1 protein-coding gene is annotated in these 461 nt (G+C 58.1%); it reads left to right on the top strand.

All coding sequences use genetic code 11. From position 1 onward, the window contains the following. Positions 1–461: extracellular solute-binding protein (locus H6A60_RS12555; RefSeq protein ID WP_205105151.1), on the top strand; the 461-nt coding region annotated here is incomplete at both ends.

Raw genomic sequence — 461 nt, 5'->3', positions numbered from 1 at the left:
ACACCCGAAGATCCGCATCCGCTTCCGCGCATCGCCCCAGAACTACCCGGAAGCCCATCAAACGATTCTTCGCGCAGCAATCACCAAAAAGCTTCCCGACATCTACCACCCGGCCTGGATCTACTTCGAAGAAACAGTTCGACAGCTGCAGAAACGCAACGCGATCGTCGATCTTACGGATCTGGTTTCCGCCGAGGGAGAAGCCTGGAAGAACGAAAATTACTGGCCCGCTCTCCTTGAAGTGGGCCAGATTGACGGTCGACAGTACGCCCTTCCCTTTGCCGCCTCGACGCCGGTCTTCTTTTTCAACGCCGACCTTGTCAAAGCTGCCGGCGGGAATCCCGATGCGATGCCGCAGGACTGGGACGGCCTCATTCGCTTGGGCGGCGCCATCAAAGCGCTCGGCAAGAGCGATGGAATCTCTTTCGATATCGAGGTTTGGCCTGACGACTGGCTCTGGC

It is taken from the genome of Sutterella massiliensis, assembly GCF_016899755.1.
Taxonomy (GTDB): domain Bacteria; phylum Pseudomonadota; class Gammaproteobacteria; order Burkholderiales; family Burkholderiaceae_F; genus Sutterella; species Sutterella massiliensis.
Note: the sequence above shows the minus strand (reverse complement) of the source record. Positions and strands in the feature narration are given on the sequence as shown.